The 24,974-nt window shown below is 67.5% G+C and carries 17 protein-coding genes and 1 pseudogene; 9 read left to right on the top strand and 9 right to left on the bottom strand.

Features of this window, described 5'->3' with window-relative positions; all coding sequences use genetic code 11:
* Window positions 1–21 precede the first annotated feature (21 nt).
* Window positions 22–4,797, top strand: a complete 4,776-nt coding sequence (locus tag FU260_RS16185) for a bifunctional glycosyltransferase/CDP-glycerol:glycerophosphate glycerophosphotransferase (RefSeq protein WP_147917995.1) — start codon at window positions 22–24, stop codon at window positions 4,795–4,797.
* A gap of 171 nt (window positions 4,798–4,968) precedes the next feature.
* Here FU260_RS16185 and FU260_RS16180 read toward each other — a convergent pair whose 3' ends face one another.
* On the bottom strand, window positions 4,969–5,745 hold the full coding sequence (locus tag FU260_RS16180; RefSeq protein WP_147917994.1) for a glycosyltransferase family 2 protein: 777 nt from the start codon (window positions 5,743–5,745) through the stop codon (window positions 4,969–4,971).
* A gap of 119 nt (window positions 5,746–5,864) precedes the next feature.
* On the opposite strand from FU260_RS16180, the gene FU260_RS16175 reads away from it, so the two are divergent.
* Window positions 5,865–6,908: an NAD-dependent epimerase/dehydratase family protein gene (locus FU260_RS16175; protein ID WP_168211808.1), complete on the top strand. Its 1,044-nt coding sequence runs from the start codon at window positions 5,865–5,867 to the stop codon at window positions 6,906–6,908.
* Window positions 6,909–6,912: 4 nt separating this feature from the next.
* Window positions 6,913–8,085 (top strand): mannose-6-phosphate isomerase, class I, encoded by a 1,173-nt coding sequence (gene manA / locus FU260_RS16170; RefSeq protein ID WP_147917992.1) that lies wholly within the window; start codon window positions 6,913–6,915, stop codon window positions 8,083–8,085.
* Between the two features lie 32 nt (window positions 8,086–8,117).
* Here the strand turns inward: manA and FU260_RS16165 are convergent, their stop codons facing one another.
* Window positions 8,118–8,813 (bottom strand): TIGR03089 family protein, encoded by a 696-nt coding sequence (locus FU260_RS16165; protein WP_235912504.1) that lies wholly within the window; start codon window positions 8,811–8,813, stop codon window positions 8,118–8,120.
* 213 nt (window positions 8,814–9,026) lie between these two features.
* Here FU260_RS16165 and FU260_RS16160 point away from each other — a divergent pair, with 213 nt between their 5' ends.
* The 3 genes from FU260_RS16160 to FU260_RS16150 are packed head-to-tail and all read left to right on the top strand — an operon-like array spanning window position 9,027 to window position 14,699.
* Window positions 9,027–9,278 carry a WhiB family transcriptional regulator gene (locus FU260_RS16160; RefSeq protein ID WP_280527393.1) on the top strand — a complete coding sequence of 84 codons (252 nt, stop codon included), beginning with the start codon at window positions 9,027–9,029 and terminating at the stop codon, window positions 9,276–9,278.
* Window positions 9,279–9,321: 43 nt separating this feature from the next.
* Window positions 9,322–13,170 carry a glycosyltransferase gene (locus FU260_RS16155; protein WP_147917990.1) on the top strand — a complete coding sequence of 1,283 codons (3,849 nt, stop codon included), beginning with the start codon at window positions 9,322–9,324 and terminating at the stop codon, window positions 13,168–13,170.
* The gene (locus FU260_RS16150; RefSeq protein WP_147917989.1) at window positions 13,170–14,699 is read left to right on the top strand and encodes a DUF5719 family protein; all 1,530 of its coding nucleotides are present in this window, start codon (window positions 13,170–13,172) and stop codon (window positions 14,697–14,699) included. The genes FU260_RS16155 and FU260_RS16150 overlap by 1 nt, the downstream gene beginning before the upstream one ends.
* Window positions 14,700–14,718: 19 nt before the next feature.
* On the opposite strand, the gene FU260_RS16145 is transcribed toward FU260_RS16150, so the two are convergent.
* Window positions 14,719–15,162 carry a metallopeptidase family protein gene (locus tag FU260_RS16145; protein WP_147917988.1) on the bottom strand — a complete coding sequence of 148 codons (444 nt, stop codon included), beginning with the start codon at window positions 15,160–15,162 and terminating at the stop codon, window positions 14,719–14,721.
* Window positions 15,163–15,232: 70 nt separating this feature from the next.
* Here FU260_RS16145 and FU260_RS16140 point away from each other — a divergent pair, with 70 nt between their 5' ends.
* Window positions 15,233–15,637, top strand: coding sequence for a DUF3499 domain-containing protein (locus FU260_RS16140; protein WP_147917987.1), 405 nt, complete (start codon window positions 15,233–15,235; stop codon window positions 15,635–15,637).
* Window positions 15,638–15,643: 6 nt separating this feature from the next.
* Here the strand turns inward: FU260_RS16140 and FU260_RS16135 are convergent, their stop codons facing one another.
* Window positions 15,644–16,798 (bottom strand): ATP-grasp domain-containing protein, encoded by a 1,155-nt coding sequence (locus tag FU260_RS16135; protein WP_147917986.1) that lies wholly within the window; start codon window positions 16,796–16,798, stop codon window positions 15,644–15,646.
* A gap of 201 nt (window positions 16,799–16,999) precedes the next feature.
* Window positions 17,000–18,193 (bottom strand): ATP-grasp fold amidoligase family protein, encoded by a 1,194-nt coding sequence (locus FU260_RS16130; protein WP_147917985.1) that lies wholly within the window; start codon window positions 18,191–18,193, stop codon window positions 17,000–17,002.
* A gap of 96 nt (window positions 18,194–18,289) precedes the next feature.
* Here FU260_RS16130 and FU260_RS16125 point away from each other — a divergent pair.
* Window positions 18,290–19,724, top strand: a pseudogene (locus FU260_RS16125) (phosphomannomutase/phosphoglucomutase).
* 56 nt (window positions 19,725–19,780) lie between these two features.
* A complete protein-coding gene (locus FU260_RS16120) occupies window positions 19,781–20,737 on the top strand; it encodes a cation diffusion facilitator family transporter (protein ID WP_147917984.1) in 957 nt (318 codons plus the stop codon).
* Here FU260_RS16120 and FU260_RS16115 read toward each other — a convergent pair.
* Genes FU260_RS16115 through FU260_RS16100 form a run of 4 tightly spaced genes read right to left on the bottom strand, consistent with a single transcriptional unit; the run spans window position 20,734 to window position 24,812 of the window.
* The gene (locus FU260_RS16115; RefSeq protein WP_235912505.1) at window positions 20,734–21,831 is read right to left on the bottom strand and encodes a glycosyltransferase; all 1,098 of its coding nucleotides are present in this window, start codon (window positions 21,829–21,831) and stop codon (window positions 20,734–20,736) included. The genes FU260_RS16120 and FU260_RS16115 overlap by 4 nt on opposite strands.
* Window positions 21,828–22,685 (bottom strand): ABC transporter ATP-binding protein, encoded by an 858-nt coding sequence (locus tag FU260_RS16110; RefSeq protein WP_147917983.1) that lies wholly within the window; start codon window positions 22,683–22,685, stop codon window positions 21,828–21,830. Before FU260_RS16110 ends, FU260_RS16115 begins: the two co-directional genes overlap by 4 nt.
* Window positions 22,672–23,556, bottom strand: coding sequence for an ABC transporter permease (locus FU260_RS16105; RefSeq protein WP_244951241.1), 885 nt, complete (start codon window positions 23,554–23,556; stop codon window positions 22,672–22,674). The genes FU260_RS16110 and FU260_RS16105 overlap by 14 nt, the downstream gene beginning before the upstream one ends.
* Complete coding sequence (locus FU260_RS16100; RefSeq protein WP_147917982.1) at window positions 23,553–24,812, bottom strand: nucleotide sugar dehydrogenase; 1,260 nt, start codon at window positions 24,810–24,812, stop codon at window positions 23,553–23,555. Before FU260_RS16100 ends, FU260_RS16105 begins: the two co-directional genes overlap by 4 nt.
* Between the last annotated feature and the right edge of the window lie 162 nt (window positions 24,813–24,974).

Here is a 24,974-nt window from a genome sequence, read left to right as displayed (position 1 = left end):
AACTGGAGGAGTACTCGACACATGACCAAGAACGAGCGAACGGCTCGGTTGCAGCCCGCTCTTGCTACGAGTTACCTCGGGACACTGCCGATGCGGCGGGGCATGAACGCGCTCCTACGGACGGCTCTTCGTACCAGGTCGCGAGCCGCACGTGACTTGTTTGCCTATGCGGCGGCCCCGGGCGGCTGGTCCTGTGACGACCTCATCTCGAAGGCCCGAGCTAGCCGCCTGTCAGGCGATCCACTCCCACCACTCGAACCTGCGTGGACGATCGCGCTGGCGCAACTGATCGGTATGCAGAACCTTGACGACGGTGATCTCGGTGACTCCGTCATGCTGCTAGAAGAGGTCAGGCGCCAGCATGGGCGCTCAGCGTTCTCAGCCGCGGATCAGCAGGTCGTCGTCGACAGGTTGTGGCAGGCAGGTGCCACCGACCTTCTCAGGTCGTGGCTTCCGGATTTCACTGACTTGAAGCCGCACTCCCGTCTGTTCCTGAACGCAGACCTGACCAACCCGTTCGCGAGCGGACGCGGCGCCGGTGAGGATCGCAAGGAGCGCGGCGCCTGGCAGCGTCTGGTTGACAAGATGTTCGCGCAACATGAGCTCGAGCCGATCGCGGTGACTGATGGGGCGATGACGCCTTTTGACGGCCTCACCTGCGAGGTCGATTCCGCGGTTGACGACGGCCCGCTTGTGACCGTGATCTTGTCAGTGTTCAAGCCAGGCCCGGGACTCGTCACATCCGTTCGGTCAATCTGTAACCAGACGTGGCGCAATATTGAGATTCTCCTGATGGACGACGCCTCACCACCCGAGTACACGGAACTGCTGGCCGAGTGCGCCGCCCTCGACCCGCGAATTCGACTCCATCGGATGGCGAGGAACGGGGGCACCTATCTTGCGCGGAACGCTGCACTTGACTTAGCTTCGGGCGAGTTCGTTACATGTCAGGATGCGGACGACTGGTCACATCCGAGGCGGATCGAATTGCAGGCAAAGGCGCTGCTGGAGAACCCCGACGCGCCAGCCTCGCGGAGCTACTGTTTCAGAGTGCAAGAGAACCTTGACTTCCAGAGGCCCGGATATGAGACGAGTCAAGAGAACGCTGTATCGTTGATGTTTCGTCGTGCGCTTGCATTGCACACGGTCGGATATTTCGATAGTTCGAGAAAAGGTGCCGATACCGAGTATCGTAAACGGCTCGAGCGGGCAACGGGACGGTTGACGATAGACTTGGAAGCACCTCTGTCGATGTACCGTATGGGTAGTGGCTCCCTTTCCCGGGCCGATTTCACTCCCGGATGGCATCATGTCTCGCGCTACATCTATAGAAACGCTTACGAGCGGTGGCACAATGGTGTCAGGACGCGTCGTGAATTATACTTGCCGCGATTCCAGGATGAGCGACGTTTCGCAATTCCCCAGCGATTCCAAATCGATCAGGATCGAATCGCCGTGAATCCGCCTCGCTACGATGTTTTGTTGCTGAGCGATTGGCGCCACCTCGAGACAGCCCAGCGGGCGTTGCTCGACCAGATTTCTGCATTGGCAGACGCTGGGTATCGGGTTGGCGTGAGCCAAATAGAGTCGTATTTGCATTTGAGTCGACGTCGACTACCGCTCCGTCCCGAGGTTTTGGATCTGATCAATTCCCGGGTCGTGGATTTTGTCGCACTAGACCAGGTCTCATCTGCTTCCTTGCTGATAGTGCGGTCGCCAGAGCTGCTGCAGTTCCCGCCGGCGAACAAGAGCGCGCTTGATATCGGTCAGGTGGTCCTCGTGGCGGACAAGGCGCCGAGAAGCATAGATGGGCTCGATCTTTACTCACCGAGTGCGTGCGACAGGAATGTTCGTTCGTTGTTTTCAGCGGAGCCGATCTGGGCGGCACAGAGCGCCAGGGTGCAGTCGCTACTTTCCGACGAGATCCCGTCCGACCGCCTCACCGAGATCGTCGTTCCCGATATTGTGGACGTCGCTGCGTCGAATGTCGGTCGGGACAGTTTCCGGAGTTCCCTACCTGTGTTGGGTCGCCAAGGTGATGACGCGACATCGGCTTGGCCGGCGTCTCGCGAAGAGCTGCTCAGCGTGTATCCCGCCGATGGCAGCATGAGCGTGCGAATTCTGGGTGACGACGAACCGGTGACGGAACTGCTCGGGTCCGCAGAGCGTCCAACCTCGTGGGTCTCACTTCGGAAGCGCGAGTTCGACCTGCGAGAGTTCGTTGATCAACTCGACTTCTACGCGTACTTTCCTCATCCGTCTTCGATCGAGGTGTTCGAGCCTACGGCTGCTCGCGCGATTGCGAGCGGTTGCGTCACAATCTTGCCCCCTCGGTTCGCCTCCATATTCGGCGAGAGTGCGCTCTATGCGGACCCATCTGAGGTTTCCGATCTTGTGCGCTCTCTGTATGCTGACCCGGCTCGCTACCGAGAGCAATCCGATCGTGGTCTAGCGATCATGAGGGAACGGTTCGGACGTGGCGCGTATATCGGCGCGATCAGTCAATTTGTTGGAGCGCCACAATCGCAGCCAGTGGAGGTTCCGCTGGCCGATCCGCCAGGAAGGGTGATGGATGAGCCGGACGTCGTGGCGGTTTCGGGATCGTCCGCTGTTGTTGAGGGCTTGCCGCCGGACGACGTCGGTGTCGTCTTCATGGTTACGGCTAATGTGGCGTGGAGACTTGTCGATACGTTGCATAGGGTTCGTACCGAACTCGCTTTCGGAACTTCGATAACGGTCATCTACCCACGGGACGCCCGGGCGGACGTGGGCGAGGCGGCAGTTCATCATCCGAGTGTCCGGTTCATCGAGGCTGAGGGCGGCTCGCGGAGCGAGTTGGCTGACGCCGCGTGTATTGATTTAGAGAATTCGGATGAGCGGTATGTTTCGATCAGTAGCTTACCCAGGGTGCGAGGGGTGCGATCTTGGTCCCGAGCATTTCGTCGGGAGGAACGTAGATTACGTGAAGTAGAACTCGATACCCCTGTTCCACTCTTGGTTTGGACAAGGCAGACTTCACAGTTAGAGGTAGCCTCATATATTGCCCACGCGTTATCTGTGGCGCCGAGTGTGGCTGGGCCTTTCGCTGATTACTTGGGTCGCCTTTCTCTCCTCGCTTCTACACCGCGAGTCGAGGCCGTCGATCCCCGTGATGGCGATATTCAGGTGTTCGGATGGATGGCCGCGAGGTTCCCTCCTGGAATGCGTCGTCCGCCTTGGCGGTACCGCCTCGTCCTGGAAGCCCAAGATCGCCGCATCACGTCAGATTCGGTTCGACTCACTGAGCGTGTCGACAAGCATGGAAATGCGGTGTGGGAGGACTGTAGCGGCACACTTTCGCTGGACGCTGCCGTAGATGGAAATTATCGGCTGGCACTTCACTTGGAAACAGAAGTTGAGGCATTCCGAATCAGTCGACGGATGCGCCCAGCGAAGGGCGTCTTGCTCGATGCCCGTACCGTCGAGATGGTCGCGCCGACGGACCCGAGCAAAGTCGTCCGCTACCTGCTGCACACCACGGGGAGCGGCCTCGTCGCCTTCCTCACCGTCCAGAGCGGCCGTGGTCAGCAAGGACGGCTCCGCTGGGGGGCGACGATGGTGCGCAAGGATCTAGGTTCACTCCTTCGACGGCGGGGGAGTCGTCGAATGGTCTTGTTGCGGTTGGTGCGCCTACTGACCCGCCCGTTCTTCGCTGGTCGGCAGATATGGTTGATCGGGGAGCGGACCGACACCGCCCAGGACAATGGTCTGCATCTGTTCAAACACCTTCGCAAGACGCACCCGAAGCGTCGTGTCTACTACGTCATCGACCGCTCGAGTCCGCAGCGCGATCGGGTGGCGCACCTGGGAAATGTCGTCGATCACTCCTCGCTGCGACATCAGGTGCTCATGCTGCACGCCGGTGTGCTGGCCAACGCCTATTCGATCCGCTACCTCACACCGACACCGTGGGGTCAGGAAAGCTACGTGCGACACCTCGCCTGGCGGATCGGTGCCCTGCGCGTGTACCTCAAGCACGGTGTGCATCTCAACCCCAACGCCTTTAAGCGCGGTCTCTCCGGCTATGACATGGTGCTGACGGTCATGTCGCGTGAGAGCGAAGCACTCCGTGCCGTGTCCGGCTACGACCGGCAGATTCACGAGATCGGCATGCCCCGGTATGACGGCCTTACTCCGGCGCCACGAAGTCGAACTGTCCTCTTCATGCCGACCTGGCGGCAATACCTGGTGCCTCGACTGAGTGGCAGGGCGAACCCGGGCCAGATTCCCTTCGAAGGCTCGGCATACGAGCGGTTTATCTCCGGGGTGCTGCACAGTCCTCGGCTGCTCCAGATGCTGGAGAAGTACGACTACCGGCTGACGTTTCTGCCCCACTACAACATGACCGCGCACTTCGATCGGACCCTGGCGGCGGCTGGCCGGATCGGAGTAGCGGACACCAACCTGACCAGCTTCCAGGAGCTCCTGCGCACCTGCGATGCCTTCCTCACCGATTATTCGTCGGTGCACTTCGATGTTGCCTATTTGGGCACCCCGGTCATCTACGCGCGCTTCGACGAGGATGACTACGAGGCGGGGCACGCTTCGGCGTCCTGGTTCGACTACGAGCGGGACGGGTACGGCCCGGTCACTCACTCAGTGGACGAGACTCTCGATGCCTTAGAGCACCTGCTCGAAAGGGACTGCGCAGTCGAGCAGATGTATGCGAATCGGGTCGCCGACTCTTTCACTTACCGCGACCGCGACAACAGTGCCCGGGTTGTGACGGCCATCGACGAGCTCGAGCGCCGTCGATGACCGAGGAACGGCAATTCGTTACTTTCGCGGTCAACGGTGCGGTGTAGGCGGGGTTCTGCGTCGGAAGAACGTCACGAAAGGATCGCCGAGCTGCAGCACGCGTTGGGTAAGAGCCGCCGTTGGGCGGAGCGGCTACGTTGCTGAGTAGTGCACTGGAGAGTCAGACGACGCTCAGATCCGGCGCTTGAGGGTGGAACGCACCGTGGCCTGACCGAGCGCCCACACGGACCGGAGCAGGGAGAGCTTTTCCACCTTCCGATACAGCTGCCAGTTGTACTTCGCCAACGACAGCCGGCTGGACCCGGACAATGAACCGGCCCGCTGCTCCCGGTACAGCGCCAGCGGCTCGTCCAGCCCGCGGGCGACGGTGCCGTCCCGGAGCAGGGACAGCCACAGCCCGTAGTCCTGGCGCTTGCGCAGGTCCGGCATGAATCGCTTGCCCAGCGCGCTCACCTGGTACATCCCGGTCAGGCAGCCGATGTAGTTCTGCTGCAGCAGCGCGGAATAGGTCAGCTCGTCCCGGGCGGGCACCACCCGACCGTTCGGCGAGAAGTCGCGAGCGTCGCCGTCGAAATCTGCGGCGATCTTGTAGTACGCGGTGAAGGTCACCGGCGCCTTGTGCTCGGCGGCGAAGTCGAGCTGGCGGGTGAGCTTGTCCGCTAGCCACAGGTCGTCGGCATCCAGGAACGCCACGTACTCCCCGGTGGCCCGCTCGATAGCGGCGTTGCGTGCCCGTGCGGCGCCGAGCTGCTCGGTGCTCTGCTCCGGGCGGATCCGCGAGTCCAGCCGGGCCAGCTCGGTCAGGATCTGCCAGGAGTCGTCGCTCGAGCCGTCATCGGTGACCAGCAGCTCCCAGTCGGGGTGCGACTGTGCCTGCACCGATCGGATCGAGGCCGCCACGGTCTCGGCGGCGTTGTGCACCGGCATCACCACGGACACCCGCGGCATCGGACCTCCCGCATCTGGTGGGTACCCCGGCGGTTCCGGGCAGCGTCCACAGTACCCTCAGCCGGGACGGGTACCGTGACCACCGGTGGTAGCACAGCCACCAGGTGAAGGAGATGCTGGTGACGAACACGTTGACCTCTGGTGACCGGGTGCTGGTCCTCGGCAGCTCGGGCTTCGTCGGCTCCCACCTGGCGCCGGTCTTCGACGCCCTCGGCGTGGAGCTGGTCCGCTTCGACCTGCATCCGGACCCGCACAGCGCCCGGCCCACCCAGATCGGCGACGTTCGCGATGTCGACGCGCTGATCGAGGCGATGGCCGGCTGCACCGCCGTGCTCAACCTGGCCGCCGCCCACCACGACTTCGGCATCGGCACCGCCACCTTCGAATCGGTCAACGTCGGCGGCGCCCGCGCGATCTGCGCCGCGATGGAGTACCACGGCATCACCAACCTGTGCTTCTACTCCTCGGTCGCCGTCTACGGCGAGCACGCCACCCCACCGGACGAGCACACCACGCCGGAGCCAGTCAACGACTACGGCCGCTCCAAGCTCGCCGCCGAAGCGGTCTACCGCCAGTGGGAGGCCGGTGGCGGGCGGCGCGCGCTGATCGTGCGCCCTGCTGTGGTGTTCGGCCCACGGAACTTCGCGAACCTGTACAAGCTGATCCGCCAGATCGACCGCCACCGGTTCCTCCCGGTGGGGCCGGGCGCGAACCGGAAGAGTATGTGTTTCGTCGCCAACGTGGTGGCGGCGATCGGCTACCTGTGGTCGGCGCCCTCCCGACTGCCGGACGGTGAGCCGGAGGTGTACAACTACGTCGACAAGCCAGACCTGGCCTCGCGGGAGACGGTGTCCCTGGTGTACCGGGCGCTCGGCCGGCGCGAACCTCGCGCCCGGCTGCCGTTGGCGCCGGTGCTGCTCGCCGCCAAACCGTTCGATCTGGTCGGCCGCGCCACCGGCAAGGACCTGCCGATCACCTCGGCCCGGGTACAGAAACTCTCCGCAGCGGAGACCGCCTTCACCGCGGACCGGATCCGCGAGGTCGGGTTCACTGCCTCGGTCAGCCTGCCGGAGGGGATCGAGACGATGGTGGACTGGTATCAGCGGGAGGGACGCCACGCCACCCCGGTGGTCCACCTGCCCCCGGTGGACGTGCAACGCTAGCGGAGTGCTCACCCTGGTTCCGCGGCCCCAGCACTACTCCTGGGGCTCACCCGAGGTCATCCCACACTTCCTCGGCGAGACGGCCACGGGTGTGCCCGTGGCCGAGGCCTGGTACGGCGCTCACCCGAGCGCACCGTCGATGACCGACGGCGGAACGGACTTACGTACCCACCTCGCCGAGGCGCCGCAGCAACGTCTCGGGGCGGACGTCGTCGCCCGGTTCGGCCCGCAGCTGCCCTACCTGCTGAAGCTGATCGCCCCGATGCAGCCACTCTCCCTGCAGGTGCACCCGAATCTGGCCCAGGCACGCGAAGGTTTCGCCCGGGAGGAGGCGGGGGCCACGCCACGGGAGCGGCGCAGCTACCACGACGCGAACCACAAGCCGGAGCTGGTGTACGCGCTCACCACGTTCGAGGCGGTGTGTGGTTTCCGGGCCCCGCGCCGGGCCGCCGAGCTGCTCGCCGACCTGTCCGCCCCGCTGGCCCGCGACCTGTTGGTGCGTCTGCGCGCCGAGCCCAGCGCGATCGGGGTGCACGCCGCCTTCGGCCGGCTGCTGCAGATCGGCACCGCGGAGCAGGTGCAGGAGGTGGTCCGCCAGTGCGCCGCCCGGCTCGCTGCCGGCACCTCGCCCTCGCAGCGCGCCGACGCGATCGTGACTCGGCTGGCCCAGATCCACCCCGGCGACCCCGGCGCTGTGGCGGCACTGCTGCTGAACCCGGTCACCCTGCAGCCGGGGGAGGTGATGTTCGTGCCGGCCGGCTGCGTGCACGCCTATCTCAGCGGCTTCGGTGTGGAGGTGATGGCCAACTCCGACAATGTGCTCCGCGCCGGACTGACCGGTAAGCACGTGGACATCCCCGAGCTGCTCGCCGCCGTGGACAGCGTGGCCGCCCCACCGATCCGGATCGCACCGGAGCTGCTCACCGAGGCCACCGGTGTGTTCTACGCCCCGGTGGACGACTTCGAGCTGTCCCTGACCCGGCTGGACGGTGATCCCGGCAGCCGCCTGCCCGGCCGGGGCCCGCGGGTGCTCCTCGGTCTGGACGGCGGGGTGCACGTGGCCACCGCGGAGCAGACCTGCACCCTGGGCCGCGGCCAGGCGGTGTTCGTCGCTGCCGATGAGGGCGACCTCCAGGTGGCCGGCACCGGGGTGCTGGTCCAGGCCGACGTGCCCTGACTCGCCGCACCGTCCTCACGAGCTCGCGCAGCTCATCCGGGCAGCGGGAGGGCACCTTCCTGCTCGCCGATCCGGTCCAGGTCGGCATCCGGATCGCCGACGAGGACCACCGAGCCGCCCGTCGACCAGATCGCCAGACAGGTGCGCAGACCCTGGTCCAGCCCGCTGGCGGGTACCAGGACCCGTTCCCGGCTCGGCACCTCGACGCCGAGGTCCTCGGCGAGCCCCGCGTGCCGGGTCGCACCCAGTGCGAGGGCGCCAGGATCCCAGTCCGGCGGGCTGATCAGCACATCCGGCTGGGCCATCAGCTCGGCGGCCCCGTCGACCGCTCCCGCCGGGAGCTGGTCCACCTGCCGGGCCAGTGCCGGGAGGGCGATCGCGATCACCACCGGTGCCGCGGCAGCCTCGTCGGCGGTGACCAGCACGTCCACCCCAGCAGGGGAGGCGCCCTCCTCCGAGGGCACCACCGTGGCTCCGCAGCCCCAGGCAGCCAGGGCCCACACCAGGGTGCGCCAGTGCATCGGCAGGTCCAGCCCGACCGTGCTGCCGGGAGCGACGTCGGCCTCATCGGTGAGCAGGTTGACCGCCTTGGTCACCCAGTTGGCCAGCACCCGTTCGGAGAGCTCCACCCGTTCACCGGCCGGGCCATACCAGGTCAGCGCAGGTGCTCCCTGGCCACCTGACCAGGAGTCCAGCAGTCCGAGCACGGGGGAGCGGTTCATCGTCATGACACCAGAATATGCGCTGGAGTGAATGTCTGCGGATATCACCTCTGGGCTTGACTTTGTGGGGATGACACGCTTGTAATTTACGTAGGCAGGGAGCGAGCAGAGTCGCTCGGCAGTAGCGTCCGACGATTGGGGTAGCCCGTGTGGAACATCCTAGGAGAGGGTCCTCTCACCAACGGGATCCCGCAACCAGCCCCGCGGCCCGAGGCAAATCTGCCGTTGGCGGAGGTGTTCGACGACGACGGTGCGCTGTCCTGGCAGGAGCGTGCGCTGTGCGCGCAGACCGATCCGGAGGCGTTCTTCCCGGAGAAGGGTGGCTCTACCCGCGAGGCGAAGAAGGTGTGCATCTCCTGCGAGGTCCGGGCGGAGTGCCTGGAGTACGCACTGGCTCACGACGAACGGTTCGGCATCTGGGGTGGCCTGTCCGAGCGGGAGCGGCGCAAGCTCAAGCGCCGTGCCATGTGAGAACCGAGTATGACGCCGGGTGCGTCGGCGCAGCGATGACGCCATGACCACCCGTGAGACCTACCTGCGCGCGATGGTGGTCGGTTCGCTCGACTCGCCCTACCTCGCGCAGACGCTGGCGGCTCTCGCCACCCAGACCCATCGGCCGGACGAGATCGTCCTGGCCACCGTCGACCGGAACCACGAGCCGAGCACCGAGACCTGGGACCGGCTCCTGGCGGACGCCTGCCTGGACCCTGACCGGGTCCGGCACGTCCCGGCGGCCGGAGCTCCCACCTTCGGCGCAGCGGTGCGGCGCGCCTTGCGTACGATCGACGACGGCGCAGCCTCCTCGGGTGCAGGCGGCACCGACCGGAGCTGGTTGTGGTTGCTGCACGACGACTCCGCACCCGAGCCGAGAGCGCTGGAGCACCTGCTCACCGCCGTCGACGTGAGCAACTCGATCGCCGTGGCCGGTACCAAGCAGGTGGAGTGGGAGGACCCCGACCGGCTGATCTCGGTCGGCGCCCGCGCTACCCGCTGGGGGCGCCGGTTCACCGGTATCGAGGACGGCGAGATCGATCAGGGTCAGCACGACGGCACCGATGACGTGCTCGCCGTGGGCACCGCGGGGATGCTCATCGACCTGAGGCTGTGGCGTCAGCTCGGCGGCCCCGATCCCGTGCTCGGCCCGTTCGAGGACGGCCGCGACCTCAGCCAGCGGGCCCGACTGGCCGGGCACCGGGTGGTGGTGGTGCCGCGCGCCGTGGTCCGGCACGCCCGGGCGGGCTACCGCGGGTGGCGCGAGGAACCGGACACGCCCTCGGACACGCGCCGTTCGTTCCGGGCCCGCCGGGAGGCGGTGCTGCACCTGCGGCTGGCCTCCGCCCGGGCCCTGGCGGTGCCGCTACTGGCCGTGCTCGCGGTTCTGGCCGGGCCCGCCCGCGCGCTGTGGCGGGTGAGCGCCAACGAGCTCGGGCTCGCCGTGGCCGAGGTGATCGCACCGCTGGTGGTGCTCAGCCACCCGCGCGCGATCGCTCGCGCCCGCCGCCGAGCACGGCGTACTCGCCGGCTACCCCAGCGGCGGCTCCGGTCACTGCAGGCGCCCTGGAGCGAAGTGGCGCGCCTGCGCCGGGACCGGCGAATGCAGGCGGCAGCCGCACGGCGCGCGGCACGCACCCCGAGCGAGCTGGAGATCGCCGAACGGGCCGCCGTGGCCCGCCGACGCCGGATCACGCTGGCCGCCGTCTGCCTGGTCGCGGTCGCACTCAGCCTGGTCACCGTGGCGCCGACGGCGTTCTCCGGGGCCCTCACCGGTGGCGCCCTGCTGCCGAGCGACGACACGTTCGCCGAGCTGTGGCGCGCGGCCACCTCCTCCTGGATCGCCTCCGGAGACGGGTACGCCGGGCCGCCGGACCCGTTCCTGCTGGTGCTGACCGGCATCTCCGGGCTCACCGGGGGGCCGCTCGGCGTCCCCGTCCAGCTCACCGTGGCGATCCTGCTGGTGCTGGCGATACCACTGGCCGCGTTGACCGCCTGGTTTGCCGCCGGGGCCGTCACCCGCTCGGTGCTGCTGCGGGCGTGGGCGGCGCTGGCCTGGGCGCTCGGCCCTACGCTGCTGATCGGTCTCGGTGCCGGACGCCTCGGTGGTGTGGTGGCCCACATCGTCCTTCCCCTCGCGGTGCTCGCCGTGGTGCGCAGCCTCGGCCTGGACCGCCGGGACGTGTTCGTCTCCGGTATGGTCGGGGCCCAGCGGATGCCACAGCGCACCTCCTCATGCGCCGGGAAGTCCGCCCGGGAGGCGAAACGCGCGCGGCTCGCTGCGCTCGCCCGGGTGGCCCGGCCCGGCTCGGACCAACCGGACAAGAACGCTGCGGAGCCGGAGAGCGCCGAGTCCACGCGGGACGAGGCGGACGCTGCTGCGGCGGCACCGGCCGACCGGACGGATGCTGGGGGTACGGCACCTGAGCCGGCCAGCGAGGAGACGGACGGCACTCCCGCAGACGAGGCGACCGACGACGAGCACGCCGGTGAGGCGACCGACGGCGAGCACGCCGGTGAGGCGACCGACGGCGAGCACGCCGGTGAGGCGACTGACGGCGAGCACGCCGGTGAGGCGACTGACGGCGAGCACGCCGGTGAGGCGACCGACGACGAGGCGCCGACCCAGGCGACCGACCGGCCCACACCCCGAGCCACGTCGTCGGGCCTGGACTGGACCGGTGTGAGCCCGATCCCGTCGAACACCGGCACCCCCTACGAATCCGCCGCCGACGAGCAGCCCCGTGCCGCGGTCGTCTCCCGGGTCTCCCGCGCGGGCTCCCTCGGCGCTGCCGCCGCGGCTGGCCTGGCGCTGACCGTGGTGGTGAGCGGGGCCCCGGTGCTGCTCGGCGCCGGCCTCCTGGCCACCGTGGTGCTGGCTCTCGCGCTCGGCCGGCGGCGGAACCTGCCGGTAGGACGCGGCCGCCTGGTCCTGGTGCTGCTGCCCGCCGTGGTCGCGCTCGTTCCGCTCCTCCTGCATGCCGCCGGCACCGAGAACGGCTGGCGAGTGCTGTTCGCGGACCCGGGTGCTCCGGTGCCCAGTGATCCCGGGCCCGCCTGGTTGGCGATGCTCGGCTGGCCGCAGCAGCCGCTGGACCTGGCGATCCTGCCCGCCGGTATCGCCGGCTGGGTGCCGCTGGCCGGCACCGCCGTGATCCTCCTCGGCGCCGTCGCCGCCCTCTTCCGTGGCGGTGGGCGAGCCCGCGGCGTGCGGATCGGGTGGTTGGTGGCACTCGCCGGCCTGGCCACGGCGCTGGTGAGCACCCGGGTCGCCGTCGGTATCGGCCGCGGCAGCGACGGCCTCGACCAGGTGGTGCACGGCTGGGCCGGACCGGGTACCTCGCTGGTGCTCGCCGGGCTGCTGATCGCCATGCTCGGTGCCGCCGACGGGCTGCGCGGGACGCTCAGCGACGCGAACTTCGGCTGGCGGCAGGTGACTGCTGCCGTGTCCACCGTGGTGGTGCTGCTCACCCTGACTGCCAGCGCTGTGGGCTTCACCGCCCAGGTGCTGGCCGATCGTTCCGGGACCAGCGAGAGCGAGCTGATGCTGATCGGCTCCCGAGGCATCAGCCCGGTGCCCGCGCTGGGCCTGGAGCTGCAGAGCTCGGAGCAGCAGTCCCGGGTGCTGATGGTCACCGCGACCTCCGCCGGGGTGGACGCCCAGCTCTGGCGCGATAACGGTCCCCAGCTCACCGAGACCGCCGCCACGGTGCAGGTGCAGCGCTGGGCAGAGCGCACCACCGGCACCACTGACCCGGCCGATGCCAGCCTCACCGAGCTGGTGGCCGCCCTGGTCAGCGGAACCGCCGAGGACGCTGCCGGCGCCCTCGCCGAGCACGCGATCGCCGTCGTGATCGTTCCTCCTGAGGAGACTACGGTGACCGGGCCCGCCGCGGTGGATACCTCCGGCCGCTCCGCGATCATCGCCGAGCTGGACGCGGTGCCCGGGCTGGAGCGGGTGACCGAGAACAGCGCCGGGGTGATCTGGCGGCTGAGTCTGGGCGAGGGCAGCTCCGACTCCGCGATCGCACGGCTGCAGCTCCGGGACGGCGACGGCACCCTGATCCAGAACGTTCCGGCCACCGATGCGCACCTGGGCGGACCGATCACCGCCGAGGGTAGCGATCGCACCGTGACGCTGGCCGACCGGGCCGATCCGGCCTGGCGCGCCTGGCTCGGTGGCACACCGCTGCGCGCCGGTGAGGACCCCTGGCGCCAGACCTTCCTGGTACCCGATGGGGCCACCGGCGATCTCGTGCTGCACCATCGCCCGCTCTGGTTCGGACCGTGGCGGGTGGTGGCCGTGGTGGTCGGTGTGCTCACCGTGCTACTGGCGTTGCCGACCAGGCGGCGCCGAGGGGAGACTGGCTGATGGCTGGTGGACGGCTGCGCACCACTCTGCGGGTGCTCGGCGCTGCAGTGACCGGTGCCGGCGTGGTGGCTCTGGCCGCAGCCGGAGTGGCCGGTGGCATGATCGCCGAGGCACCCGGCTCGGAGCCGGTCCCCGCACCGGCGGTGGACGTCGGCGCCGCCTCCCTGTCCCTGGTCTGCCCGCCGGCCCCGGTGGTACCCACCGGCGACGGCGGAGACATCGACTACGACGAGGAGTTCGGCACCGGGGGAGCGGAGGCCCAGGTACTCAGCCAGCTGATGGTGCTCGGCCGGGACGGGCCGGCAGAGACCGCCTCCGCCGGCGAGGTGGGTGCCGGTGACCCGGAGGAGATCTCCGCGTCCGGCAACCTGCGCCTGTTCGAGAGCACCGACGGGGTACCGGTCGCGTTGCAGGCGGCACCCTCGGCGGACACCACGGCGCTCGCGACCGGCGCCGCGCTGGCCCGTAGCGACTCCGGCGACCTGCGCGGCCTGACGGCCGGTACGTGCAGCCAGCCCGCGCCGTCGACCTGGCTGGTAGGTGGGCAGACCGAGGCCGGTGCCAGCGCCAGGCTCACCCTGGCGAACCCGGGTCAGACTCCGGTGAACGTCACCGCGCGGATGTGGGGCGCCACTGGTGCCCTGGAGGAGCCGGTGACGGTGACCATCCCGGCGAACGATGTGCGCCAGGTGCTGCTCGAGTCGGTCTCGATGGAACCACGGCTGGCTGTGCACCTGAGTGTGGACGGCGGCGCTGTGGCGGCCAGCATCCAGGACACCGTGCTGAACGGTCTGGTAGCGGCCGGGACGGCCACTGTCACCCCCACGGTGGCGCCCGCCGAGGAGGTGCAGATCGGGCCGGTGCCGATCTACAACAACGGTGGTGGCTCGCTGCGGCTGGTGAACCCGGGCGACGAGGTGGCCACCGTGTCCCTGGATGTGCTCGGCGCCGACGGAAGCACCGGGCTGCCCGGAGCACAGGACCTGCAGATCGACCCGCACACGGTGACCGACGTGGCGCTGGACGGGATCGATCCCGGCTACGTGAGCATCGCCGTGCACTCCGATCAACCGGTGACCGGGTCGGTGCTGCTCTCCCGCACCGGGGAGCCGGGTGAGCAGGACCCGGACCAGCCGGTGATCGACCGGGCCTGGGTGCCGGCCACCCCGCCGGCCGAGCACGGTCTGCTGCCGCTGCTGGGGCTCGGTTCGCTGGTGGACAACGCCACCGTCGCCGTGGCCAACCCGAGCGAGGCCGAGGTGCAGGCTAGCGTGCGCCCGATCGGTGCCGACGGTGAGGCCGGCGAGGCGACCGAGGTGAGCGTCCCCGCTGGTGCCACCGTGACCGTGGGCGACGACGATGAGCTGCAGCTGGGCGAGGCCAGCGCAGTGGAGATCACCGGCGGGCCGGTGCTGGCGAGCCTGGCCTTGTCTGGTGACGCTGGTGACGGTTCGCTCGTGGGCGTGCTGCCGCTGACCGCCGATGCTGACCGGGACCAGTCCGTGTCGGTGCGCCTCGGCAGGTACTGACCGGCGGCCGGCGCTCCGATCAGCTCAGATAGTCGGGGTCGATGTCCTCCGGGGCTCTGCTGAGCAGGTGGGCGATCTGCTCCACCAGCACATCGCGGAGCAGCAGCGCGATCTCTGCCTCACTGTCGGTGCGGGCGATGACCGGGTGCCGGTAGACCACGATGCGGTCGGCGAGGCCGGCCGCGGGGTTGGCCGGGAAGTACCGGCCCAGCGGCACGGCGCCGACCTCCCACGGTGCCGGGTCTGAGGGCGGCACCGCCTCGACGGCGAACTCGACACCGTCCAGCTCCGGCCCGACGTGCCGTTCCAGGCGCTGCACTGCGGACAACATCAGCTCGTCGAAGCGCTCGGCGCGGGTGCGCCAGCCTGGCAGGGTGGGTGGCAGCAACCGGCCGCGCAGGCCACGGCCGTGCCGGTCACGCCGGCGCTTGCGCGGCGAGGTCTCAGGCAGGGCGGGCGTCATAGTGCCAGCCTGCCAGAGTCACGGCGTGGTAGGCACAGATCAGCGGCGTGGCGGAGTACGGTGATCTTCTGTGAGAGCGACTCGAGGCTGCACCCGATCCGCGTGCCAGGAAGCTGCCGTGGCGACGCTCACCTATGTCTACTCCGACCAGACAGCGGTGCTCGGGCCACTGGCCACCCACGCGGAACCGCACACCTACGACCTGTGCGTGCAGCACGCGGAGCGGCTCACTGTGCCCCGGGGCTGGGATGTGGTGCGCCTGGCCACCGAGTTCGAGCCGGCACCGCCGAGCCCGGATGACCTGCTCGCCCTCGCCGACGCCGTGCGGGAGGCCTCCCGCACACCGCCGCCTACTGCAGTACCCGCAGCGCGTGGAGACTTTCCAGGGCCGGCGGCTCCGGTCACCGCGCCACGCCCGACCCCGGAGGTGGGCCGACGCGGGCACCTGCGGGTGATCCGCGGCGACGGGGAGTAGGCCCGGTCAGCACCACCGGCCGCAGTGGACCACCTGCTGCTGCCACGGACCGGGATCAGCCGCCTGCGAGAGGTGGCCCGCCGGATAGAAGTTTGTGGCTGGATGGTCGCCGTGCAGGACGCCGTAGGGCCGGCCGCCCGCCAGGTCTCGACCAAGATCGACCGCGCCGCGCAGCCACTGCTCGCCCATCCATCGGTCGTGGTCTTCGCTGTAGCGCTGCGTACCGCCGGGAGCTCGGGTGATCTCGCCGAGGATCGGGCCGTCGACACCGTCGTAGAGGTCGACCCGGCAGAACGGGACGCCGATCGCGCGGGACAAGTGCCGGGCGGTAGCGACCATCTCGGGCAGCCACTGGGGGAGGGGGATCGTGTCGTCGCCGGTGCGGTCCAGCGCCACCGACCCGAGGTCCTCTCCCTCGGCGTCGACGAACCTGGTGCGGATCGTGCTCGGTGCCCCGTGCTTGCCGACGCGGCGGAGCATGACCTGCAGGATGCGCCCGTGGCTCGCGTAGATCTTCACGTCCTCCGGGATCGGGCCGGTCGACGGGCCGGTATTCAAGAAGGCCTCGACGAAGAAGGGAGGCCGCACGCGACGAGAATCCAGGCTGGCCAGATGCGAGGTGAGTTCGTGCTCGCTGAAGGTGCTAGTCGTGCCGAGCATGGTGTACCCGTCCGTGCCGGTTCGTTCGAGCAGGAACACCCCGGACGAGCCTGCTCCGCCGTCCGACTTGAGGACGAATTGCGCAGGAAGGTGACCGAGGTCGCGGACGGCGGCGGCCGACTCCCACACGGCAAGGATCTCCGGCACCGCAATGCCGTGCGACTGGGCGAGCCGATAGTTCCGCAGCTTGTAGGGGATCTGCATCAGCGGCGTCTGTGCTGATCCGTCGTACCGCACGGAGATGTTCGCCTGTTGCCGGAGGGAGTGCAGCAGGTGCTGGAAAGAGGGGGTGCCATTGGCCCGCTCCCGTTGGCGCTCCTGCTCCAGGTGGTGAGCCGTCCGGGTGTGTTCAAGGTCCTGGGTGAGCGTCTCGATCTGCTGCCGGTACCGCTCTCGTTCGCCGCGGAGCTTGGTGAGGGTCGACTTCTGTTCTGCGATGGTTCGGTCGCGAACAGCGATCGGCCGGATGCGGGCGCGCAGCCAAGCTTTCGTGGAACTCATCGACGGGAAGGTGCGGTTGACGACATGGACTCCAACGATACGTTTCAACGGACGATAGGTGCGATACGGGCCGACCACATCTCGAAAAGTTCATACCGAATTCGCGGCACGTTTACCTCGAGGATGATGGCGCGGGATGCGGTGTATACCCTGCGATACCGGAGGGCCTCCGTTGCTGTGTCCCGCCAGAGAGTTACTCTTTCACGCGAGCGGCCGCTGGCACCACTGGGAGCATGGGCGGTGGATCGTTGGCCAGGACCCAGGTCCGGTTTGGACCGTTCCGAGCTGTTGATAGTAATCGACCGCCGAGTGCTCGCCATGTATAGCTCCCGGAGGGCGGCCAGCCGTGAGGTCGTACTCCAGACGCGCCCGGGCACGCAACCACATGGCACCCATCACCTGGTCATGTTCCGTGCGGTACCTGTGCTGGCCTCCGGGAACTCTCGTGAGCTCGCCGATCGTGGGAGCGCCGGACGTGTCGTACACATCGACGCGAATGAATGACGTACCCACGCAGAGCGAGAGGTGGCGTGCGACCTCGACCAACTTGTCGAGGTTGTCCGGTATTGGGACATTAGCGTCGATCGCAGGGGCAGCGGTGTCGAACGAGACTTCACCGAGATCGGAACCATCGGGCCAGATGAAGCGGTATCGGGTCCCGTGATGAGAGCCGTGCTGTGATACTGAACGGAGAAGTATTTGTCCTATTTCTCCATAGAATGCGTATATTTTTATGTCCTGAGGTATCGGGTCTTGCTGATTCTTTGAAGTGATAAATTTCTCGACAAAAAAGGGTGGTCGCGCCTTGCCGGGACGTAAGGACCGAATAGTGTCCTTCACTTCCTGCTGGGTAACCTCGTTTGTTGAACCGGCGATGGTGAATCTATTTTCCGACGTGCGGATGAGTGGAAAGATGCCTTGACCGCCCGCGCCGCCATCTGATTTCAGTACAAAAGCTTCGGGGAGGCCGGTAAAGTCAATCGAGTCGATATCTGGCCACAGGCCGAGGATTTCTGGAGTGCGGAGTCCGTGCGATTCCGCAAGAGTGTAGGTCCGGAGTTTATGCGGGATCTGGCGAAGTGCGGTCTTTGATTCCGGATCGATGAACCGTGCCTGGCGCACGAGTGCTCGATGCGATAATATTTCACGTCGAAAGGATGGCAGTTCCTCCCGTTTCTTCTCTTGAGCGTCGGCATTTTCTTGCCCGCTGACCAGTGCCATTTTCTCGCTGTGCAGCCTGCTCAGTTCCGCTTCGGCGGCCCGTAGCCGTCGACGGAGTTGCACCACCTGACGACGGCTACGCTTCAAGAGCTTCTTTTGTGTAGTGATCTTTTCGTCGCGGCGTCGAATCGGACCGAAGTGCCGCTCAATAAATTTACGAAGTGCCTGCGCCATGGGTATCTCTCGTCCCTACCGCTGGTGTGGGTCACCGTCGGTGGGTAATCAAACAGGGTTTGCGGGTTGCGGTTGTGGCCATTGTAGGCTGGCCGCGTGTCTGATCTCGATGCCATCGTCAAGGCCTACGACATCCGGGGCGTGGTCCCGCAGGAGTGGGACGCCGAGGTGGCCCGCGCCCTCGGCGGTGCGTTTGCCGATGTAGTGGCGGCCCCTGCCCGAGCCGGTGCGATCGCGATCGGGCACGATATGCGCGACTCCTCACCCGGGCTCGCCCGAGCCTTTGCCGAGGGCGCTGCGTGGCGTGGTGTGGACGTGACCATGATCGGCCTGTGCTCGACCGACGGCCTGTACTACGCCTCCGGCTCTCTGGACGTCCCCGGGGCCATGTTCACTGCCAGCCATAACCCGGCCCAGTACAACGGCATCAAGCTGTGTCACGCTGGGGCTCGACCGGTGGGGCAGGACACCGGGCTGGCTGATCTGCACCACCTGGCCGCGCAGTACCTGGCCGAGGGCATCCCCGCAGCCGGTGACAGTGGCACGGTCACCGAGTCCGATCTGCTCGCGGACTACGCCGCGCACCTGCGCGGGCTCGTTCCGCTGGAGGGGATCCGCCCGCTGAAGGGTAGTGGTGGACGCCGGCAACGGGATGGCCGGCCTGACCGTTCCCGCAGTGCTCGGCCCGGATTCCGGTCTGCCCGACGTCGGCATGGAGATCGTGCCGTTGTTCTTCGAGCTCGATGGGACCTTCCCCAACCACGAGGCGAATCCCCTCGATCCCGCGAACCTCATGGACCTGCAGACGGCGGTGATCGCGGAGGAAGCCGACCTGGGCCTGGCCTTCGACGGCGACGCGGACCGCTGCTTCGTGGTGGACGAGCGTGGGGTGCCGGTCAGCCCGTCGGCAGTGACGGCGTTGGTCGGGTTGCGCGAGCTGTTCAAGGAGCAGGGCGCTGGACGTGAGGCCACCATCATCCACAACCACATCACCTCCCGGGCCGTGCCCGAGCTGGTGGAGGGCTCTGGCGGCCGGGCCGTACGCACCCGGGTGGGCCACTCCTTCATCAAGGCGCAGATGGCCGAGGTCGGTGCAGTGTTCGGCGGCGAGCACAGTGCGCACTACTACTTCCGAGACTTCTGGTTTGCCGACACCGGCATGCTCGCCGCGCTGCACGTGCTGCGCGCCCTGGGGGAGGGGACAGCCCAGCTGTCCGAGCTCGCCGAGATCTACACCCCGTACTTCGCCTCCGGTGAGATCAACTCCCGGGTGGCGGACGTCGGTGCGGCGCACGAGCGGGTCCGACAGGCATTTGCCGACGACATCGATGCCGGCACCGTCGAGATCGAGGATTTCGACGGCGTCACCTACAGCCACTGGGACAGCACTCCGCGGTGGTGGTTCAACCTGCGCTCCTCGAACACCGAGCCGCTGCTGCGCCTGAACGTCGAGGCTCAGGACGAGGACATCATGATCAAGATCCGCGACGGCGTACTCGACCTGGTCCGTCAGGGCGAAGAGCCCGAGTAACAGGCCGCCGGACCGCTATGCTCTCCCCGGAGCACTCGGGGCGAGAGGACTGACAGATGGCATCAGGCGGCGGCACCAAGGCCGTGATCGCGGCACTGCTGGCCAACAGCGGGCTCGCGGTGACCAAGTTCATTGCCTATCTGCTCACCCAGTCCAGCTCGATGCTCGCCGAAGCGGTGCACTCGGTGGCCGACGCCGGCAACCAAGTGCTGCTGCTGGTCGGCGGTAAGCGAGCCAAGCAGGAGGCGTCCGAGACGCACCAGTTCGGCTACGGCCGGGTGCGGTACGTGTACGCGTTCATCGTGTCCATCATCTTGTTCACCCTGGGTGGCTGCTTCGCCCTGTACGAGGCGTGGCACAAGTTCTCCGAACCGCACCCGATCACCGCCTGGCACTGGGTGCCGGTGGCGGTCCTCGTAGCGGGAATCGTGATGGAGTCCTTCTCCCTGCGCACCGCCGTGCTGGAAGCCAACCACGTGCGCGGCAAGACGTCCCTCCTGCGGTTCGTGCGCCGGTCCCGCTCGCCGGAGCTGCCGGTGATCCTGCTCGAGGACATCGGTGCCCTGGTCGGCCTGGTGCTCGGGCTGTTCGGCGTCTCGATGACCCTGATCACCGGCGACGGCCGTTGGGACGCGATCGGCTCGGGCTCCATCGGTGTGCTGCTCGTGGTGATCGCCTCGTTCCTCGCGGTGGAGATGAAGTCGATGCTGGTGGGCGAGTCCGCGTTGCCGGAGCACCAGGACGCGATCGAGACTGCCGTGGTGGGCGAGGGGATCACCTCGGTGATCCACATGCGTACTCTCCACCTGGGTCCGGACCGAGTGCTCGTCGCTGCCAAGGTGGCCGTGGAGACGGGGGCTAGCGCCGCTGCGGTGGCGTGGGCGATCGACGCGGCAGAAGTTCGCATCCGGGAAAGTACGCCGCTGGAGCTGGTGATCTACCTCGAACCTGATCTTGCCCGCGCGCACGGAGTGGAGCGCACGTCGCCAGGATCCGAGGGTGCCGGCGGCTAGCTCCTGCTGAAGCCCTCGATCACTCGGACGAACTCTGCTCCGTCGCGGTTCCAGTTCACGTGAGCGGCCACGTAGTCATACCCGCTGGTGGCCCGCGACCGGCGGCGTGTCTCGTCTGCTGCTAGGCGCCGTAGCGCTGCTGCTGCCGCGGAGACGTCCCCGAACGGCACGACGGCACCCCCGCCGGAGCGTTCTACCAGGTCGACGGCGGTCTGGTTCGGAGTGCTCACCACCGGCACCCCATGGGCCAGGTACTCCACCAGCTTGGTCGGCAGGGATCGGGCGTAGTTCGGCTCGTCATGGAGCAACGCCAGCCCGGCCAGAGCACCGGGCAACTTCGCCAGTGCCTGCTCATTGGGAAGGAAGTCGAACCACTCCAGCTCGCCCGCCCGGTGCGCTGCAGCCAGCTGCGGACGCAGCGCTGCTTCCGCGGGGCCGATGAGCTGGAAGGTCAGCTCCGGAACCGCTCGAGCGAGCGCGAGCATCTCTTCGCCGCCGCGCGCCCGGGAGATTTTGCCGAGGTACACCACCCGGTCGGGGCCTGGCGGCTCGGGCCGGTCCGCGGGCACCCGCACCGAGTTCGGGACGACCGGGTGCGCTTTCCGGAACCGCTGCCGATAGCTGTGCTCGGCGAGCAGCAGGTGGAACCGGCGCTCCGCGAGCCGTTCTGCCAGCCGCACGGCCCAGGCGAGCGGTCGGCGTAGCAGGTTCGGCACCCAGCTGCGCATGGACAGAGCTGCGGCGGTGTCCTCGTGCACGTCCCAGACGATCGGCGCGACCCGCTTGGCCAGACCGGCCGCCGCGAGCAGCAGGTCGGGGTCATGCAGCAGGATCACGTCGGCACTGGGGCCGACCTTGAGAATCAGCCGCCGCGCGGCACGGACGGCGACCAGGCGGCGGCGGCCGGTCGCCCGTGGCAGATCGATACCGTGCACTCCGGTCGGCACGGTGCGTCCGAAGGCGTGGAACGGGGCGGCGTAGGTGATCGCATGGCCCGCCTCGCGCAGAGCAGGGATCTGCCGGTAGCGGATCCGCGCATCCTCCGGGTCGTGCACGACCGTGACGACCAGAATGCGCAGGGCCGTAGTGGTCACAGCTTCTTCTTCAGCGCCTGCCGGTACTGCTCGACCACCTCGGCGGAGGGGCCGTCCATGACCATCTCGCCCTGGTCGATCCAGATCGCTCGGTCGCAGAGGCGTTCGATGGTCTGGGTCGAGTGGCTCACCAGGAACACGGTGCCTGCGTGCGCGCGGATCTCCTCGATCTTCTGCCGGCTGCGGGTGCGGAACGCGGCGTCACCGGTGGCGAGGGCTTCGTCGATCATCAGGATGTCCGGGACCGCCGCAGTGGAGATGGCGAATCGGAGCCGAGCCGCCATACCGGAGCTGTAGGCCTTCATCGGAAGGTTGATGAAATCACCGATACCGGCGAACTCGACGATGTCGTCGAACCGCTCACGCACCTCATCGGGGGTGAGGCCCAGCGCAAGTCCACCGATCATCACGTTCTTCGCCCCTGTCAATGCGGGCACGAGGGCCGCGTTGACGCCGAGGAGCGCAGTGCTGCCGCCCACGTAGACCGTCCCGGAACTGGTCGGCATCAGTCCGGCGATCGCCCGCAGCAGTGTGGACTTTCCAGCTCCGTTGGTGCCGATCAGTCCGACCGACTCACCGTGCCGAGCCACGAACGAGACACCACGCACGGCATGGACCTCGGTGACGGCACCGACATGGGCGCGTGAGCGGTTCAGCAGGCGACGGATCCGCCCCATGTCACGAGCAGTGCTCTTCCGACCTCCGAAGACCCGGTAGCGCACGTGGATATCGTCGGCCACCACCACCGGCGCACCTGCCAGCGATCGGGGATGGGCCGGCTCCGCCGGAGCGTCCTCCAGGTCGTCGGCCTCGTGATCGATCTCGTCGAAATCGCGGTCGTCAGTCTCTGCCATAGCGATCCTCAGCTTGCCAGAACACAATGAATCCGATGATTGCGGTCACGATCGCCCACCCGGCTCCCATCAGCCACTGGTCCAGCTGCGGGCTGAACTCGCCAAGCACGCACGAGCGCACCAGGGTGAGGTAGAGGGCGACCGGCTGGTACTCCATGACCGCGGTCAGGACTCGTGGCGCATCGAGTGAACTGATCAGGAAGAATACCCCGGAGACGTAACGCAAGAGGCGGATCGCCATCGGGATGAGGTTGCGAAGGTCGCGGGCACCGACCACCAAGCGTGCGGCGATCATCGCCACGCCCGCGCTGAACAGGAAGAAGAGCACCACTACCACCGGCAGCAACAACCAGGACCAGCTCACCGCCTGCTCGGTGACGGCGACGATGACCAGCATCACTGCGATCGCCGGCACAAGAGAAATCGCTTCTGCCAGCGCCACGGAGATGGGCAGGATTGCGCGCGGGAAGTGCAGAGCACGCACCAGGTTGAGGTTGTTCGTGATTGCCGTGGAGCCCGAAGTGATCGTGCTGGCCATTGCGGAGAAGATGAACACGCCGACCGTCAGGAATCCGACGTAGTTGTCGACACCGTCACTGACGCGCGCCAGCAGCAGCCCAAAGACCAGGTAATAGACGGCAGCGAGACTGAGTGGGCTCAGCACCGACCACAACTGACCCAGATAGTTGTTCTGATTCTTGCCGTAAGAGCGGGACGACGCCATCGCCCACAGGAACGCCCGCCGTTGCCACAACGAGCGGATATAGCCGCCCAGTGAGGGACGGCCTCCGATCGCCGTCAGACCGTGGTCGGCGGCCAGTCTGGCCAGTGCGGAGGGCGGTTTCTGTTCGGCCCGCCCGCGACGTGTCACAACCGGTGCACCCCTGGCGAGGAGGTGACACCCCGGGTGTCGAAGAACTGCTGGGCCTGCGAGGCAAGGCTTTCCACGTCGTAGGCAGAGTGGCTCTGCACCAAGATCACCAGGTCCGCTGCGCCCACCGCCTGCTCGAGGTCCGGCACCCGCTCGAGGGTCCCGTCCGGCAGGTTCCAGGCGGGCACGGCCGGATCGTGGTACGTCACCTCCGCACCGCCGGAGCGGAGGTGCTCAGCAAGGGGAACAGCGGGCGATTCACGCTGATCGGCAATGTTCTTCTTGTAGGTGACTCCGAGCAGTAGCACCTTCGCACCGCGCAACGCCTTGCCGTCCTCGTTCAGGATGTCCTGGGCGCGGCGCGTGACGTACCCCGGCATACCCGAGTTGACCTCTTGGGCCAGCTCCACGAAGCGGAACGGGTAACCAAGTCGGGTCCGCACCGTGTAGCTGAGGTAGTTCGGGTCGATCGGGATGCAGTGCCCACCGACGCCGGGGCCCGGGTAGAAGGCCTGGAAGCCGAACGGCTTCGTCGCAGCGAGGCTGATGACGTTCCAGAGGTCGATGCCGAGCTCGTGGCAGAATCGCGCCATCTCGTTGACCAAGGCGATGTTGATGTGCCGGTAGGTGTTCTCCAGCAGCTTCGCGGTCTCGGCCTCACGGCTACCTTTGGCTGGCACTACGGTATCGATGAACTTCCGGTAGAAGTCCGCGGCACGCTCCGTGCACGCTGGGGTGACGCCGCCGACGACTTTCGGCGTGTTCTTGATGCCGTAGGTGGGATTGCCCGGGTCGATCCGCTCTGGCGAGAACGCGAGATGGAAGTCAGTGCCGGCCTGGAGCCCACCCTCTTCCAGCAGCGGCTGGACGATCTCTTCGGTTGTGCCCGGCCAGGTGGTGGACTCCAGGATCACCACTTGCCCCGGCTGAAGCTGGCGAGCGACCGTCTGGGTGGCGCCGGTGACGGCGCCGAGATCAGGGGAGCCGTCCTCCGCGAGAGGCGTGGGCACGCACACCACGATGGTGCTGGCGCTGCCCAGCTCGGCTTCGTCGCTCGTGGCGCGAAAGCCCGCGTCGAGCATCTCCTGGATGTCCGCCGCGGAGAGGTCGTCCACGTGCGAGCGTCCGGCGTTCAACCCCTCGACCACGTGCGAACTGATGTCGAAGCCGAGGACCGACAGACCGCTGCGTGCCGCCTCTTGCGCGAGTGGTAATCCGACGTACCCCAAACCGAGGATCACTACGTCTACTGTCACTGCCGTACTCCCTAGGGCCAGGTGCGTTTCGTCAACGGCCGCTGCGTGAACTCGGGCCGTGAGACAGCATACGGTCCCGGGTCCCGCCAAGGCGAACAGTTCCCTCGGGGTGCGGCGAGTAGTCGCGAGGATCACAGACCGCTGTGCGATGATTCGAAGAAT

Origin of the sequence: Ruania zhangjianzhongii (genome assembly GCF_008000995.1) — a bacterium.
In the GTDB taxonomy this organism is placed as follows: Bacteria; Actinomycetota; Actinomycetes; order Actinomycetales; family Beutenbergiaceae; genus Ruania; species Ruania zhangjianzhongii.
This window is presented reverse-complemented; position numbering and strand designations above follow the sequence as displayed.

Bases quoted from the DNA above. Each gene is read 5' to 3' on its own strand.
- FU260_RS16110 (WP_147917983.1), bottom strand. From the start codon at position 22,685: ATGGCAGAGACTGACGACCGCGATTTCGACGAGATCGATCACGAGGCC.
- FU260_RS16145 (WP_147917988.1), bottom strand. From the start codon at position 15,162: ATGACGCCCGCCCTGCCTGAGACCTCGCCGCGCAAGCGCCGGCGTGAC.
- FU260_RS16185 (WP_147917995.1), top strand. From the start codon at position 22: ATGACCAAGAACGAGCGAACGGCTCGGTTGCAGCCCGCTCTTGCTACG.
- FU260_RS16130 (WP_147917985.1), bottom strand. From the start codon at position 18,193: ATGGCGCAGGCACTTCGTAAATTTATTGAGCGGCACTTCGGTCCGATT.
- FU260_RS16165 (WP_235912504.1), bottom strand. From the start codon at position 8,813: ATGACGATGAACCGCTCCCCCGTGCTCGGACTGCTGGACTCCTGGTCA.
- FU260_RS16180 (WP_147917994.1), bottom strand. From the start codon at position 5,745: ATGCCGCGGGTGTCCGTGGTGATGCCGGTGCACAACGCCGCCGAGACC.
- FU260_RS16155 (WP_147917990.1), top strand. From the start codon at position 9,322: ATGACCACCCGTGAGACCTACCTGCGCGCGATGGTGGTCGGTTCGCTC.
- FU260_RS16135 (WP_147917986.1), bottom strand. From the start codon at position 16,798: ATGAGTTCCACGAAAGCTTGGCTGCGCGCCCGCATCCGGCCGATCGCT.
- FU260_RS16150 (WP_147917989.1), top strand. From the start codon at position 13,170: ATGGCTGGTGGACGGCTGCGCACCACTCTGCGGGTGCTCGGCGCTGCA.
- FU260_RS16120 (WP_147917984.1), top strand. From the start codon at position 19,781: ATGGCATCAGGCGGCGGCACCAAGGCCGTGATCGCGGCACTGCTGGCC.